The organism is Gemmatirosa kalamazoonensis (assembly GCF_000522985.1).
GTDB lineage: Bacteria > Gemmatimonadota > Gemmatimonadetes > Gemmatimonadales > Gemmatimonadaceae > Gemmatirosa > Gemmatirosa kalamazoonensis.
Map to the genome: position 1 here is coordinate 4,487,557 of NZ_CP007128.1, position 13,340 is coordinate 4,500,896.

A 13,340-nucleotide genomic window follows, 5' to 3' on the forward strand; every position below is an offset into this window, starting at 1 on the left:
TGTCCTCTGTGTCCTCTGTGGTTCAAATGAAAGCCTCTGCGGCCCTCTGCGGCCCTCTGCGGTTCAAACGAACGGCGCTCCGAACCGGTACCTCACCCCGACCTCGCCGAGCAGCCGGGTCAGCCGCACGAGCGGCAGTCCCATCACCGCGAAGTAGTCGCCGTCGATGCGCTCCACGATCGTCGCGCCGTAGCCCTGGATGCCGTACGCGCCGGCCTTGTCCATCGGCTCGCGCGTCGCGACGTAGGCGGCGATCTCGTCGTCGCCTAACGGGCGGAACGTCACCGCGACGTCTTCCACGCCCGACACCACGCGGTCGCCGCGGCAGACGGCGACGGCGGTGTGCACGGTGTGCGTGCGTCCGCTCAGGAGTCGCAGCATGCGCCGCGCGTCCGCGTCGTCCTCCGGCTTCGCGAGCAGCTCGCCGCCGATGACGACCGTCGTGTCCGACCCGATGACGACCGCGCCCGGGAAGCGGCCGGCGACCGCGGCGACCTTCTCGCGCGCGAGCCGCTCGGTGTACGCCGCCGGCGCCTCGTGCGGGAACGGCGTCTCGTCGATGTCGGCCGGCACCACCTCGTGCGGGATGCCGACGAGCGTCAGCAGCTCGCGCCGCCGCGGCGACTGCGACGCCAACACGACGCGCACGGGTTGACTCATCGCTCCAGCCACAGCGTCACCGGGCCGTCGTTCACGAGCTCCACGTCCATCATCGCGCCGAACTCGCCGGTCTCCACGAGCGCGCCGCGGGCGCGCAGCAGCGCGACGAACCGCTCGTATAACGGCACCGCGTGCTCCGGCCGCGCCGCATCGATGAAGCTCGGCCGCTTCCCCTTCCTCGCGTCGCCGTAGAGCGTGAACTGCGACACGACGAGTAGCGCGCCGCCGACGTCGCCGAGCGCGAGGTTCATCTTGTCGTCGGCGTCGGAGAAGACGCGGAGGCCGAGGACCTTCTCGGTCATCCACTCGAGCTCCGCGTCGCCGTCGGTGTGCGTGAAGCCGACGAGGAGCACGAACCCCCGCCCGATGCGCCCGGTGACGCGGTCGCCCACGCGCACCTCCCCGCGCGAGACCCGCTGGACGAGCACCCGCACGCTAGCGCGCCCGCTCCCGCTCGACCAGCTCGGCGAGCTTCGCGAGCGACATGCGCCAGCCGGTCTCGTTGTCCGCCGCCGAGAGTCCGGGCGGCAGATGCTCGTGCACGGCGGACAGCGCGGTACCGCCGTTCGCGTCGGCGAGCGTGAACGTGATCGTCATCTCGCCGCGCATCGATGGGTCGGCGGTCTCGAACTCCACGACCTGCACGACGCGCTCGTGCGGCACGAGCTGCACGAATCGACCGTGGTACGTGTCGGTGTGCGCGGTCGTCTTCCCCACCCCGGTCGGCGCGTCGTACGTGAGCGAGATGCGGAACGCGCCCCCCTCGCGTCCGTCGAACGCATGCACTTCGCTCGTCATGCCGTCCGGTACCATCCACTCGGCGACGGCGCGCGCGTCGACCAGCGCGTCGTACACGCGCGCGCGTGGTGCGTCGATGTGTCGGCGGACGCGGGTCGCGGGCATGGCGGAACGTTATCCGCGCACGCTGCCGGGATCAACGCGTCGCGATCCATGCGCGGGTGCGCCAGGCATGACTCCACGTACGTGTTCTTGGAGGACTGAAGAAGGACTGAAGAGGGACTGAAGAGGGACAACAACAAGTCGTTGTGTTTGGTCCTTCTTCAGTCCTCCTTCAGTCCTTCTTCAGTCCCACAGAAACTCGTACGTGGAGTCCTGTCCGGCGGCTCGAGAGCCCCCGTTAGTTCCCGTTCGCCGTGGCGCGGCGGCCGCGGCGCCGGTAGAGCCCCGCGTCGGCCGCAGCGAGTGCCGCGGCGAGCGTCTCGCCGGCGTCGGGGCCGAGTCGACGCGCACCGACGCTCGCCGACACCGGATACGGCGCCGCGGCGGGCGCGTGGCGCACGATCGCGCCGGCGAGCCGCTGCTCGAACGCCTCGGCGACGAGCGTGTCGCCCGACGCGTCGGTCGCGCCGTTAGGCGCCGCCGCGACCGACGCGTCGGGCACCAGCGCCACGAACTCGTCGCCGCTCCAGCGCGCGGCGAGCCCCTGCTCGCCGACGAGGTCGCGCAGCCCGCGCGCGACGGCGCGCAGCGCCTGGTCGCCCGCCGCGTGGCCGTGCCGGTCGTTGATGGTCTTCAGTCCATCGAGGTCGGCGAACACGAGCACCGCGTACGACCCGCGCTCGCGCAGCCGGCGCAGCTCCGCCTCGGCGAACAGGAAGAAGCCGCGGCGGTTGTGCAGCCCCGTGAGCTCGTCGAGCAGCGCCAGCTCGCGCAGCTCGCGCTCGTAGCGGAGCTGCGGCCCGATGTCCCGCGCGACGACGACCGCCGCGTCGCGGTCGTGATAGCGGCACGGGCTCGTCGCGACCTCGACGTCGACGTGCGCGCCGTCCGTCGTGCGGAACACGGTGCGCAGCCGGCGCCCGACCGGCGCCCCCGCCGGCTGCCGCCGACCGACCGCCGCGTCGAGCGCCGCCCGCTCGTCCGTGCCGACGAACGTGTCCACCGACCACCCCGCCATCGCCTGCTCGTCCGCGGCGCCGAGGAGCCGAGCGGCGGCGGCGTTCGCGAACAGCACGCGATCGCCGTCGTGCACGAGCACCGCGTCCGGCGACAGCGCGAGCAGCTGGCGATACCGCGCCTCCGTCTCGCGCAGCGCGAGCGACTGGCGCCGCGTGAGCAGCCGCGTCGCGACCACGACGAGGACCACGACGACCACGAGCAGGACGGTGCCCTGCACGAGCCGCCGGTACACGAGGCGCGGGATGCCCACGGTGTGCACGTCCGTGGCGCGCCGCGGCACGATCTGCCACACGCCGGGATCGCCGGGGTTGTCGCGGTACAGCGTCGCGAGCCCGGTCACGTCGAGCACGTCCTCGGTGCGCACGTCGGCGAGCCCCGGCGGGTCGGCATGCGTCCACGGAATCCACAGCGTCACGGAGTCGGCGTGCCCGGGCGCATGCAGGCGAATCCACCGTCCGCCCTCGCTCTCGCCGCGCGCGCCGACGACGGCGTGCGACACGCGGACGAGCCGCGCCTCGCGCAGCGGCGCGGCGGGCCACCCCGAGTCGGGCGCCGGTGTCGCGAGCTGCGCGGTCGGCACCACCGTGAGCGACGTCGCGATGATCTCGATCGAGCCGCGGTAGACGAACAGCGCGCCGCGCGCCTCGACCGAGTCGCCGCGACGGACCGCCACGGCGGAGTTGCGCCGGAACACCCACACCGCGCCGGCGTCGCCCTGCACGGCGAGGTACACGCCGCGCGCCTGGAGCACGCCGCTCGCCACCGTCGCGCGTCCCGCGATCGTCACCGTGTCGCCGACGCGCGCGGAGCTCGCCGGGCCGACGAGCGGCAGTCCGCTCACGACCGCGGCGGTCGGCGGCGCGGGCTGGCGTGCGGCCGCGACGGGACCGACCAGCAGCGTGGCGAGCGCCGCGAGCGAGAGAGCCCGGCGAGTCGGATGCACGAGGGGCACGGCGGGGTTCCGGCGGGAGGGAGACGACGAGGCGAGACGGACCGGCATCCGGCGTTTCTGGCAAACCACGCTCACGCCGGAGAGGACGATCGAGGCGGCGTCGGGCCACGCTCCGCCCCGCGGCGCGGCGGAGCAGAATGGGCTCCCCGGGGTGTCGAGTCAATGACCGTCGCGGGTGACGCAGCCGCGCGCGTTCGATCGGCCCGGTCCGCGTTCGCGTGACGCAGTACGGAGGCGTCAGCGGCGACAGCGTCGGTCGCACGCCGATGGTGTCTCCCCACCTCCTCTCACGGTGACGCTCGCGTGACGGTCGATCTCCATCATGCTCGGCGGCGGCGCCCGGGATGCTGAGCGTCGCGTGCCTGCTCGCGCAGCCGGGCGAGGGTGCCGCGCTCGCCGCGCGACTCCGGCCCCGCGCGGTCGTCGACGTGTTCGAGGACCGGAGAGCGCTCATGACCCACGTGCGCACGCGGCCGGTGGCGGCGGTCGTCGTCGACCTGCGCGACGGCGCGGGACGCGCCACCTCGGGGACCGTGCGCGCGCTGCGCGCCGCGGCGCCCGCGCTCCCGCTGCTCGCGCGCTGCCGGCTCGCGGAGCCCGACTGCCGCGCCCTGCTCGACTTCGCGCGCGCGGGCGGCACCGACGTGCTCGTGGAGGACGCCGGGCTCGAGCCGCTCCTCGCGGTGCTGCGTCCCGGCGGCGCCGCGTCCCCCGACGCGCTCGTGCGACGCCTCGTCGCCGCCGGGATCCCCGAGCGGTTCGCGCCGCTGCTCGAGCACCTCGTCGCGAACGTCGACGCCCCCGACGCGGCACGCGCCGCGGCGGCGCACCTCGGCGTCGGACGGCGTGCGCTCGAGCGACGCCTCGCGCGCGCGTCGCTGCCGTCGCCGCGCACGCTCCAGAGCTGGTGCCGGCTGCTCGTCGCGGCGGACCGGCTGTGCGGCGATGCGGTCGTCGTGGAGCGCGTCGCGCTCGACGTCGGGTTCTCGTCGGCGAACGCGCTGCGCAACGCGCTCCAGCGTCACGCCGGCACCACGCCGTCGGCGGTGCGCGCGGCCGGTGGGCTGGAGGCACTCGTCGCGCGCCTGTGCCGGCACGAGCCCGCGCAGCGACGCGTGGCCGAGCGCGCGGCGGGCGCCGATGGGGGGTGCGCGCTGTTCCCCGCGCTGCTGGCCCGCCAGCGGCTCGTCGCGCGCCTAACGCAAGCGCTCGTGGTGGCGATCGCGTTCGCGCGGCGTGACGGGTGTCGCGGCCGATGTGCGGCGCCGCTGCCGATGCGTCGCATCGTGGCGCCACGCTCCCGTCGTCGCACCTCGGCGGCCATGGGAGGCCGCGCGGCTGGCGGCACGGTGCTCGACCGGAGGGCAACATGTTACAGCGATTCAGGCAGCGTCGACTCGTCGCGATCCTCGCGATGGCCGCGGTGAGCAATGCCGCGGGATACCTCGGCGCGCAGGCGCCCGCGCCGCGCACGGGCCGACCGACGCCGAAGCTGCTCTCGAACTGCGACGTCACGATCGAGAGCTGCGGCGGCGATCCGGTGCTCGGCGGCGGCAGCACCAGCGGCGGATGGAGCGCGACCGATCAGACGACCGCCGCGTGCGGTACGGGCGCCCGCGTGCAGTGCCGCAAGGACTCGAGCTGGAAGTGTCTCAGCTGGGTGCCGCAGTACGCGAGTGGCACCCTCGGCGTCTCGGGCGGTGGCGGAACGACGACGATGGTGTGCAGCTCGTCGATCACCACCGTCACCATCCTCTACTGGCCGTGAGCCGATGGTGCGACGTCCGCGAATCCTCGGGGCACCGGTCGTCGGCGTGTCGGCGGCGCTGCTCGCGTGCGCGAGGCCGCGCCCGTTGAGCGATCTGCCGTCGCGGCCCGACGGCGGCCCGACCGCCGTGTTCGCGCTGCGCGCGCGCCAGTGCGACGCGAACGTCGCCACGCTCCGCGCGTTCGATCGTCGCACCGTCCGCGGTCGCGTCACGCTCGCCGGCGTGCTGTTGCTCGATGGTGACAGCGCGGCGGCGGGCGTCCGCAGCCAGCTCCGCGCGTTCGACGTCGACGTCCCGCTCGTCCACGTGTCGGCGCCGACGCGCGACTCGCTCGCCACGCTGATCGATCGCGCGGGTCCATCGGTGGTCGTGTACACGCGCGCGTACGGCGAGGTGCTGGTGCTGCCGTCGCCGCAGTCGACGCGCCAGCTGGTCGCGTTCCATCGCACGCTCGAGACGCTCGCACTCCGGCGCCTCCCCACACCGTGAAGCCGCCTCCGATGAGACGATGGATGATCGTGCTCGCCGCGCTCGGCTGCGAGCGCCCCGCGTCGCCGCCGCCGAGCGCGGCGCCCAAGCAGGGATCGCAGCGACGGTTCGCGGTCCGCGCTGCCGACACCTCGTGGGTGCGCGCGCTCGACGGGGCCGACGACGCGCCGACCGCCTCGTCGCTCGCCGCCGACGAGTCGTCGCTCTACGTCACCGACGTCGGCTCGAAGACCGTGCTCGCGTTCGACCAGCGCACCGGCGTGCCGCGCTGGCGCACGCACGGCGGCGACGACTCGTCGGCGGTGCGCGAGCCGCACGCCGTCACCTCGGGCCGCACCGGCGGCATCATCGTGTACGACGCCGCGCGCGGCACGCTCCTGCGCGTCGGTCCCGACGGGCGCGTGCGCCGGTCCACGCCGGCGGCGACGGCCGGCGACGCGCAGAGCATCTGCGAGCTCCCCGACTCGTCGGTCCTCGTGTCGATCGCCGCGTCGTCGCGCGGGCTCGTTCGCATCGCGCCGAACGGCACCGTGCTCTCGGTGACGCCGCTGCCGTGGCCGGGGCTGCGCGCCTCCGGTGATCTGCTGAGCGCCGTCTTGCTCGCGCCCACCCCCCGCGGCTGCATCGCCGCGCTCTCGTTCGGGCTCGGCTTCGCGGAGTTCGAGGGATCGGCGTTCCGGCCAGCCGTCCGCTTCGTCGAGCCGCTCGCGCTGCCGCGCGTGGTCGTGACGCGCACGGAGCACGACGGCGGCGTCACCGTGTCGCAGTCGCTGGCCGAGCACGTGCTCGGCGCGATCGACGTCGGTGCGACCGATGCCGCGCGGCTCGTCGCGTTCGATGGTCGGAGCGCCGACCGCGCCCACGTCGTCGACGTGTACGACTCCCTGGGCGCCTACCGCTACTCGATCCGCACGCGCACGCGCGTCGAGGCGCTCGCGGCGACGTCCCGCGCGCTGTTCGTGCTGACCCATCGCGACGGCAGGCCAACGATCGTCGCGCTGCGCTGGTCGGCGCGCGACACCACCCGCGTCGGGGCGCGTTGACCGATGCTCCGCGCCGTCGCACTCCGCAAGCGCTTCCCGCCCGACACGCGCGCGCTCGACAACGTGACCTTCGACGTCGCGGACGGCGAGGTGTGCACGCTCGTGGGTCACAACGGCGCCGGGAAGACCACGACGATGAACTGCTTCCTCGACTTCGTGCGCCCCGACGCCGGCCACGCGGAGGTCGACGGCACCGTCGTGGCGCGCGCGCCGATCGACGCGCGGCGGCGCCTCGCGTTCCTCGGCGAGCAGGTCGCGGTGTACCCGGCGCTCACGGGGCGCGAGAACGTGCTGTTCTTCGTGCGTCTCGCCGGACGCGTGCGCCTCTCGCGGGCGGAGGCGGGCGACGCACTTGCCCGGTTCGGCGTACCCGACGCGGCCGTCGACCGCGCGGTGGCGACGTACTCCAAGGGGATGCGGCAGAAGGTCGGTCTCGCGATCGCCGCCGCGGCGGGCGTGCGCAACCTCATCCTCGACGAGCCGACGAGCGGCCTCGATCCCGCGGCCGCGCGCGACCTGGTCGCGCTGCTCCGTCGTCTCGCGCACGACGGCTGCGCGGTGCTCGCCAGCTCGCACGACCTCGCGCGCAGCGCCGCCGTGACCGACGTCGCCGTGTGCCTCGCGCGTGGGCGCGTCGTCGGGACCGTGCGCCGGCCTGGCGACGGCGTCTCGCTCGACGCGTGGTACGCCGCGCGCTACGACGTGCTCGACGCGGAGACCGCGGCATGATCCTCCTCGTCGCGCGCCGCGAGCTGCTCGGCCACCTGCGCAGCCGACGCCTGCGCGCGCTGCTCGCGCTCGTCGTCGCGCTGCTCGCGACGGGGGCGTTCGTCAACGTGCGCCGCTTCGAGGAGCGCGTGCGCTACGCCGACGCCCTCGAATCGCTGCGCACCGTGAGCGCGGCGCTCGAACGGGACGATCCCGAGAGCCTCTCGTCTCGCTTCGGGTGGCGCAGCGGCCGCGTGATCGCGGATCCTGCGTTGCGCGCGATCCGTCCGCCCGCGCCGGCGAGCGTGCTCGCGCTCGGCGCCGACCTCGCCGCGCCAGGCTTCTGGCAGTTCGGCACCGAAGGCGTCTCCGCGGGTCCGGCGCAGGATGCGGATGCCTCCGTGGCGGACCAGCGGACGCTCGACGTCGCGTTCGTCGTGCGCGTGGTGCTCTCGCTCGTCGCCGTGCTGCTCGCCGCGGAGACCATCGCGGGCGATCGCGAGCGCGGGCTGCTGCGCGCGCTGTTCACGGCGCCCGTGTCACGGCTCGACGTGCTGTGCGGCAAGTATGTGGGCGGACTGCTCACGCTCTGCGTGCCGGTGTGCGCCGGCACGCTCGCCGCCGCCGTCGTGATGCTGCTCGTGCGCGCTCCGCTGCTCGGCCCCGGCGTCGGACTGCGACTGCTGTCGCTCGCCGTCGGCGCGGTGCTGTTCCTCGCCGCGATGCTCGCGCTCGGAGTGCTCGTGAGCGCGCGCTGTCGCGACGGTCAGACGGCGGTCGTGGCGGCGGTGACCGTGTGGGCGCTGCTCGTCGTCGTGCTGCCCGGCGGCGCGTCGCTCGTCGCGAGCGTCGCGCGTCCCGTCACGCCCGACGAGCTGCAGCGACAGGCGCGCAGCGAGGGCATCCGGCAGCTCGAGGTCGAGCGCGCGCGCACGTGCTCGCCGCCGTGTGGCGCCGCGTGTCCGGCACCGACGAGGTGCCGCTCGACAGCGTCGCGTCTCCCGCGCTGCGCCGCGCGTACGACGCCGTACGCGAGCCGGTCGAGGCGGAGCTGATGCGGCGCAAGCGCGCGCTGCTCCGTGGCGCGGCGAACGAGCGGCGCCGCGAGCGCGACGCGCAGGCCGCGCTCGCGGCGTGGATCGACGCGCTGTCGCCGGCCGGTGCGTTCGCGCGCTTCGCCGAGACCGTGGTGGGTACGGGCGCGCCGGCGCTGTCGCGGTGGGAGCGCGCGGTCGACGACCACCAGGCCCGCCTCGAGGCGGCGACGTTCGACCGGCCGTACGGCACGGAGCTGTTCGCCGCTCGCGAGCGCTACCTCCGCATCACGTACCTGCCTAACGCGTTCGATCCCGGTGGGCGCGTGCCGCGCTACGACGAGCTGCCAGCCTTCTCCGCCCCGGCGCCCGACCTCGCCGCCGACGTCCGTGCCGCGCTTCCGTCGCTCGGTGCGCTGCTCGCGCACGCGCTGGTCTGCCTGCTGCTCGCCGCGCACGCCGTGCTGCGCATGGAGGTGTGAGCGTGCGCTGCCTCTTCATGCTGCTCGGATGTGCCGTTCTCGCGGTGCGCAGCGCGCACGCGCAGACGAGCGCCGAGTACCTCGACGTGCTGCGCACGCGCAGCGACGTGGAGCGCACCGCGGGCGAGCTCGCGCGCGCCGACGCCCTGCTCCGCCGTGCCATGCTCTCGCCGAGCGAGCACGAGGCGAGACGGGCCGATTACGTGCGGGCGCGACTGGCCTACGTCGGCGCGCTGCTCGCCGCGTCCGGCGCGCGTGCCCACCTCACGATCGCGCGCGCGGTGAAGTCGCGCACCGCCGACGGCCGGCTGCGCGTCGTGCTCACGCTGCGCAACGAGAGCGCGCCGCTTCCGGTCGACGTGCGCGCGCCCGCCGTGGATTCCACGGAGACGGCGTCGCCCGAGCTCGACGCGAGCGAGCTCGCTGCGATCACGACCGTGCGTGGCGCGGTGGTCGCGCTGAAGACCGACGTCGGCGCGGCGGGCGCCGTCGTGTCGCGACCGTACGAGCGCATCATCGACGCGCTGCGCCCGGGCGAGTCGCGCGACGTGTCGTTCGAGCTGCTCGCCGATCTCGCGGACGCGGTGATCGCCGTCGACGCGGGCGGGCGTGTGGAGGAGCGGCGGATCCGGCTCGAGGTGGGCGCGGCGGCGAACGTCATCGGCGTGCAGGCGTCGCAGTCGTCGCTCGAGGGTGACCTCGGTGCGCAGGTCGTCTACGATCTCCGTCTCCAGCGCTCGCGCCCTCGCGCGGTGCCGACGCGCCTCGTCGCGAGCGGCCTGCCGCCGGACCTCGCGGTCGAGTTCCGCGATCCCGACACGCGCACGCGCCTCGGCCAGCTCCGCTTCCCCGATGGCGCGAACACGGCGCGCGTGCAGCTCGCCGTGTCGCTGCCGGCACGGCCCTCGTCGGCGGTGCGCCCCGACGCGCCGCTCGCGTTCGACGTCGTCGCGACCGACGAGAGCGACGGCGCCGACGTCGCCCAGGGGAGTGCGCGCCTGGAGCTCGTGCCACGCGGCGTCGCGCGGCTGGCGCTGCGTCCGGCGACGCTCGCGTTGCAGGCCTCGGCCGACACGGTCACGCCACTCGCGCTCGTCGTGCGCAACACCGGCACCGGACGGGTCACGGACGTGCGGCTGCGGGTCGAGGCGCCGCCGCGGTGGCAGGTGTCGCTCGCACCGGCGTCCATCCCCGCCGTCGCGCCCGGGGACGAACGCCGCGTCGCCGTCCAGCTCCTGCCGCCGCGCGACGCCGCCGGCGGCGACTACGAGCTGCGCATCGGCGTCGACGACGCGTCCTCCGCGCGACGCATCGAGGTGGAGGACAAGCTCGTCCGGGTGCGCGTCCCGGGCGACGGCGGCACGGGCGCGTTAGTCGGGGTGCTCGGCCTCGCCGCGCTCCTCGCGATGGCGGTCGCGTACGGGCGCAGGTGGGTGACTCGTTAACAGGTGCTGCCCATGTCCTGCACGCGGTGCATCTTGTCCTCAGCCCCGAGCCGAGGACCCGAACGTGGATCACGCCGAAGCGCTGCGCCTCTCCGAGGACGCCCGACGCACCCGATACTGGAAGCGGTGGGGCCCGTACCTGTCGGAGCGGCAGTGGGGCACGGTGCGCGAGGACTACTCGGAGTTCGGCACCTGCTGGGAGTACTTCCCGCACGACCACGCGCGGAGCCGCGCCTACCGTTGGGGCGAGGACGGGCTGTTCGGCATCGCCGACCGCCAGTGCCGGCTGTGCTTCGCGCTCGCGCTGTGGAACGGCCGCGACCCGATCCTGAAGGAGCGACTGTTCGGCCTCACCGGCAACGAGGGCAATCACGGCGAGGACGTCAAGGAGTGCTACTACTACCTCGACGCCACGCCGACGTCGTCGTACCTGAAGGCGCTGTACAAGTACCCGCAGGCGGAGTTCCCGTACGCGCGCCTGCTCGAGGAGAGCCGGCGGCGCGGCAAGCTGGATCCGGAGTTCGAGCTGATCGACAGCGGCGTGTTCGACGAGGGCCGCTACTTCGACGTGCTCGCCGAGTACGCGAAGGAGTCGCCCGACGACGTCCTCGTACGCCTCACCGTCACGAACCGCGGCCCCGACTCGGCGCCGCTGCACCTGCTGCCCACGCTCTGGTTCCGCAACACCTGGTCGTGGGGGCGCACGGGCGAGCAGTACGGGCCGAAGCCGTCGATGCACGGCCACGAGCCCGCGCGCATCGTCGCCGACCACCACATGCTCGGCCAGTTCGTGCTCACGGGCGCCGACGCGTCGGACGGCACGCATCCCACGACGCTGTTCACGGAGAACGACAGCAACACCGCGCGGCTGTGGGACACGCCGAACGCGGGCCCCGTGAAGGACGCGTTCCACGAGTACGTCGTGAACGGACGCCTCGGCGCGGTGAGCCCGAAGCCCCGCGGCACGAAGGCGGCGCTGTACTACCCCCTCGTCGTCCCCGCGCGCGCCAGCGTCACGGTGACGCTGCGGCTGCACCCGATGGACGACGACACCGACCCCGACGTCGCGCGCGGCTCCGCGTTCGACGCGACGTTCACGCGGCGCATCGCGGAGGCCGACGAGTTCTACGCGTCGCGCCTGCCCGCGGCGCTCACCGCGGAGGAGCATCGCGTCGCGCGGCAGGCATACGCGGGGCTGCTCTGGTCCAAGCAGTTCTACTTCTACGTCGTGGCGGAGTGGCTGGACGGCGATCCCGCGCAGCCGCCGCCGCCCCCCGCACGCAAGCGTGGGCGCAACGCGAACTGGCGGCACGTCTACAACGCCGACGTCGTGTCGATGCCGGACAAGTGGGAGTATCCGTGGTACGCGGCGTGGGATCTCGCGTTCCACACGCTGCCGCTCGCGCGCATCGACCCCGACTTCGCGAAGCACCAGCTGATCCTGTTCCTGCGCGAGTGGTACATGCACCCGAACGGGCAGATCCCGGCCTACGAGTTCGCGTTCGGCGACGTGAACCCGCCGGTGCACGCGTGGGCCGTGTGGCGCGTCTACAAGATGACCGGCCAGCGCGGCAAGCGAGACCGCGACTTCCTCGAGCGCGCGTTCCACAAGCTCCTCGTGAACTTTACCTGGTGGGTGAACCGCAAGGACCCCGAGGGCAACAACCTGTTCGCCGGCGGCTTCCTCGGCCTCGACAACATCGGCGTCTTCGACCGGTCCAAGCCGCTCCCGACGGCGGGAGAGCTGGTGCAGGCCGACGGCACGGCGTGGATGGCGTTCTTCTGCGCCACCATGCTCTCCATCGCGCTCGAGCTGGCGAGCGAGGATCCGGCGTACGACGACGTCGCGTCGAAGTTCTTCGAGCACTTCGTGGCCATCACCGACGCCATGAACACGCTCGGCGACAGCGGGCTGTGGGACGAGCGCGACGGCTTCTACTACGACGAGATCCATCTCGACGGGAAGGAGTACCCGCTGCGCGTGCGGTCGCTCGTCGGCCTCATCCCGCTCATCGCGGTGGAGATTCTGGAGCAGCGCGTGATGGACCGGCTGCCGGCGTTCTCGAAGCGGATGCGCTGGTTCGTCGAGAACCGCCCCGACCTCGCACACTACATCTCGTACGTCGAGCAGCCGACGCACGACGGCGCGACGCGCACGCAGCGGCTGCTCGCCATCCCGTCGCGCGAGCGGCTCGAGCGCGTGCTGCGCTACCTGCTCGACGAGAGCGAGTTCCTCTCGGACTTCGGCGTGCGCTCCGTGTCGCGCGTGCACAAGGAGCACCCGTACGTGTTCCACGCGGACGGCGACTCGCTCACCGTGGCGTACGATCCGGCCGAGAGCACGACCGGGCTGTTCGGCGGCAACTCGAACTGGCGCGGGCCGATCTGGTTCCCCGTGAACTACCTGCTCGTGGAGGCGCTGGAGCGGTACGCGCACTTCTACGGCGACTCGCTGCGCGTGGAGTGTCCCGTCGGCTCCGGGCGCATGCTCACGCTCGACGAGGTGGCGACGGAGCTGTCGGCCCGCCTCGCGCGCATCTTCCTCCCCGATGCGAGCGGACGTCGGCCGTGTCACGGCGACGACCCGCGCTACGCGACCGATCCGGCGTGGCGCGACCTCGTCCTGTTCCACGAGTACTTCCACGGCGACACGGGGCGCGGCATCGGCGCCAGCCACCAGACCGGATGGACGGCGCTCGTCGTGCGCTGCCTGGAGACCGTCGCGCAGGCGCGCACCGCAGCGCGCCACGACGGCGCGCACTCGCTCACCATCACCGACATGTTCGCCATCCCGACTGGCACGCCCGCCGAACCTTGACACCCCGACCGGCCGGCGGC

The 13,340-nt window shown here is 73.8% G+C and carries 13 protein-coding genes; 9 read left to right on the plus strand and 4 right to left on the minus strand.

All coding sequences use genetic code 11. The annotated features are described in order from the left end of the window. Positions 1–63 precede the first annotated feature (63 nt). From J421_RS19545 to J421_RS19560, 4 genes are all read right to left on the minus strand, one after another. Positions 64–660, minus strand: a complete 597-nt coding sequence (locus J421_RS19545) for a Maf family protein (protein WP_104022834.1) — start codon at positions 658–660, stop codon at positions 64–66. Then, on the minus strand, positions 657–1,094 hold the full coding sequence (dtd, locus tag J421_RS19550) for a D-aminoacyl-tRNA deacylase (RefSeq protein ID WP_025412858.1): 438 nt from the start codon (positions 1,092–1,094) through the stop codon (positions 657–659). The genes J421_RS19545 and dtd overlap by 4 nt, the downstream gene beginning before the upstream one ends. A 1-nt stretch (position 1,095) precedes the next feature. Continuing rightward, positions 1,096–1,563, minus strand: a complete 468-nt coding sequence (locus J421_RS19555; protein ID WP_025412859.1) for an SRPBCC family protein — start codon at positions 1,561–1,563, stop codon at positions 1,096–1,098. Between the two features lie 235 nt (positions 1,564–1,798). Next, positions 1,799–3,523 (minus strand): GGDEF domain-containing protein, encoded by a 1,725-nt coding sequence (locus J421_RS19560; protein WP_158508846.1) that lies wholly within the window; start codon positions 3,521–3,523, stop codon positions 1,799–1,801. Positions 3,524–3,876: 353 nt separating this feature from the next. Here J421_RS19560 and J421_RS19565 point away from each other — a divergent pair, with 353 nt between their 5' ends. From J421_RS19565 to J421_RS19600, 9 genes are all read left to right on the plus strand, one after another. Then, the gene (locus J421_RS19565; RefSeq protein WP_025412861.1) at positions 3,877–4,959 is read left to right on the plus strand and encodes a helix-turn-helix domain-containing protein; all 1,083 of its coding nucleotides are present in this window, start codon (positions 3,877–3,879) and stop codon (positions 4,957–4,959) included. Further along, positions 4,902–5,300 carry a hypothetical protein gene (locus J421_RS19570; protein WP_148306401.1) on the plus strand — a complete coding sequence of 133 codons (399 nt, stop codon included), beginning with the start codon at positions 4,902–4,904 and terminating at the stop codon, positions 5,298–5,300. Before J421_RS19565 ends, J421_RS19570 begins: the two co-directional genes overlap by 58 nt. A 7-nt stretch (positions 5,301–5,307) precedes the next feature. Beyond that, positions 5,308–5,790: a hypothetical protein gene (locus J421_RS19575; RefSeq protein ID WP_148306402.1), complete on the plus strand. Its 483-nt coding sequence runs from the start codon at positions 5,308–5,310 to the stop codon at positions 5,788–5,790. 11 nt (positions 5,791–5,801) lie between these two features. Beyond that, positions 5,802–6,833 (plus strand): NHL repeat-containing protein, encoded by a 1,032-nt coding sequence (locus tag J421_RS19580; RefSeq protein WP_148306403.1) that lies wholly within the window; start codon positions 5,802–5,804, stop codon positions 6,831–6,833. Positions 6,834–6,836: 3 nt separating this feature from the next. Further along, entirely contained in the window at positions 6,837–7,562 is a 726-nt protein-coding gene (locus tag J421_RS19585; RefSeq protein ID WP_025412865.1) for an ABC transporter ATP-binding protein, read from the plus strand. Then, the gene (locus tag J421_RS19590; protein ID WP_025412866.1) at positions 7,559–8,596 is read left to right on the plus strand and encodes an ABC transporter permease; all 1,038 of its coding nucleotides are present in this window, start codon (positions 7,559–7,561) and stop codon (positions 8,594–8,596) included. Before J421_RS19585 ends, J421_RS19590 begins: the two co-directional genes overlap by 4 nt. Continuing rightward, complete coding sequence (locus J421_RS32165) at positions 8,500–9,057, plus strand: hypothetical protein (protein ID WP_148306404.1); 558 nt, start codon at positions 8,500–8,502, stop codon at positions 9,055–9,057. The genes J421_RS19590 and J421_RS32165 overlap by 97 nt, the downstream gene beginning before the upstream one ends. A 2-nt stretch (positions 9,058–9,059) precedes the next feature. Next, complete coding sequence (locus J421_RS19595; RefSeq protein ID WP_148306405.1) at positions 9,060–10,502, plus strand: COG1470 family protein; 1,443 nt, start codon at positions 9,060–9,062, stop codon at positions 10,500–10,502. 64 nt (positions 10,503–10,566) lie between these two features. Next, positions 10,567–13,320, plus strand: coding sequence for an MGH1-like glycoside hydrolase domain-containing protein (locus J421_RS19600; protein WP_025412869.1), 2,754 nt, complete (start codon positions 10,567–10,569; stop codon positions 13,318–13,320). Positions 13,321–13,340: the final 20 nt, after the last annotated feature.